This is a genomic window from Microcoleus sp. OTE_8_concoct_300, assembly GCF_031383065.1.
Classification (GTDB): domain Bacteria; phylum Cyanobacteriota; class Cyanobacteriia; order Cyanobacteriales; family Microcoleaceae; genus Microcoleus.
Window position 1 is genome coordinate 1 of record NZ_JANMZH010000446.1, and the last position, 1,762, is coordinate 1,762.

Sequence of the window (1,762 nt, forward strand, 5' to 3'; positions counted from 1 at the left end):
TTGACAAATGGGCATGATATAATTTTGGTATCATTTAATTGTTTTTGGGTAAGAAGCTTTCTTACCCTATCTTTTTTCATGCTATTTGTCTAGAGTGCCCTCCCTGTCTGCTCTTCAGGCGACCTGTCGCCCCGTCAGGAAATATTTGTAATTTTTGGTAAACAATCATGATTTCATTAACTAAAAAACGCATCGCTCTCATCTCCGTACACGGCGATCCCTCTGTGGAAATTGGCAAAGAAGAAGCGGGCGGGAAAATGTTTACGTGCGTCAAGTAGGGGAAGCTCTGGCTAAACAGGGGTGGCAAGTTGATATGTTCACCCGCTCATGTGATCGGCAACAAGCAAGCATTGTACAGCACAGTCCCAATTGCCGGACAATTCGGCTAGTAGCAGGGCCGCAAGAATTTATTCCTCGCGACGAACTTTATGGATATTTACCAATCTTTGTTCAAGAATTTCAGAAGTTTCAGTTAGAGTCAGGCTTTGACTATCCCTTAGTTCACACAAATTACTGGCTGTCTTCTTGGGTGGGAATGGAGTTAAAAAAATCGCAACCCCTGCTGCAAGTTCACACTTACCATTCTTTGGCAGCAGTTAAATACAAGTCGGTTTCGACAATTCCGACGATTGCCAAAACCAGGCTGCAAGTAGAAAAAACAATTCTGGAAACAGCCGATCGCGTGGTGGCTACCAGTCCCCAAGAAAAAGAACACATGAGGTCTCTGGTTTCCTCAAAAGGCAATATTGACATCATTTCCTGCGGTACCGACATTGAACGGTTCGGCTCGATCGCCCGATGGACCGCCCGCCGCGAGTTGGGAATAGCCCCCGAAACCAAAGTGGTGTTGTACGTCGGCAGTTTCGACCCCGGATCGGGCATCGAAACCTTAGTCCGCGCCCTCAGTCTGTCGGCGGTACCCAAAGCCGATTTAAAACTCATAATTGGCGGCCGGTGGCGTGCGGGGGAAAGCGACGGCAAAGAGGGCGATCGTATCTGCAGCATCGTTGAAGAACTCGGCCTGAGCGACATTACCAGTTTTCGTGGCGGCTTGAGTCGAGAAATTCTCCCCGCCTACTACGCCGCCGCCGATGTGTGCGTCGTTCCCAGCCACTACGAACCCTTCGGTTTAGTCGCCATTGAAGCGATGGCCTGCGGCACGCCCGTAGTCGCCTCCGACGTGGGAGGGCTCAAATATACCGTAGTGCCGCAAGAAACAGGTTTGCTCGCGCCGCCAAAAAATGAAGCAGTCTTTGCCGATGCGATCGATCGCTTGTTAGGTGACTCACTATGGCGCCAGCAACTCGGACACACAGCCCGCCAGCGCGTCGAAACCTATTTCAGTTGGGACCGTATCGCCTCCCAACTCAGTCAACTTTACACTCAACTGCTCCAACAATCTGCCACTCAACTTGACCCCGTGAGCGCTTAGTAGTATCACTTAGTATGGTTGAAGCCTGTTTCCCTTGATCCCTGTTTCACTCATCAGAAATATGGCGGAGCGTAGCGGAGGGTTGAAACCCCGTCCTTTTAGGACGGCTTTACATTGAGTTAAAACATGCAGCGGGGTGGAGGGGTATGGTTGCCCCTCCGGTGAGGTATGGTTGCCTCAATCTCCTTTCGGAGTAGAAGAGACGACCTGCCAGGTCGTCTGTACTTCGCCAATGTTTAGTGAGCTTGTTAGGCTAGCAGCACTGTCTCAGTGACCTTAAGACTGTTTAACCGCTAGCGACAGAGCGAGGGACTAGCTACGCATCCCAGG

1 pseudogene is annotated in these 1,762 nt (G+C 50.6%); it reads left to right on the top strand.

The window, feature by feature from the left end:
* Positions 1-167: 167 nt before the first annotated feature.
* Positions 168-1,432 (top strand): annotated as a pseudogene (locus tag ACUVJL_RS20295) (glycosyltransferase).
* The last annotated feature ends 330 nt before the right edge of the window (positions 1,433-1,762 follow it).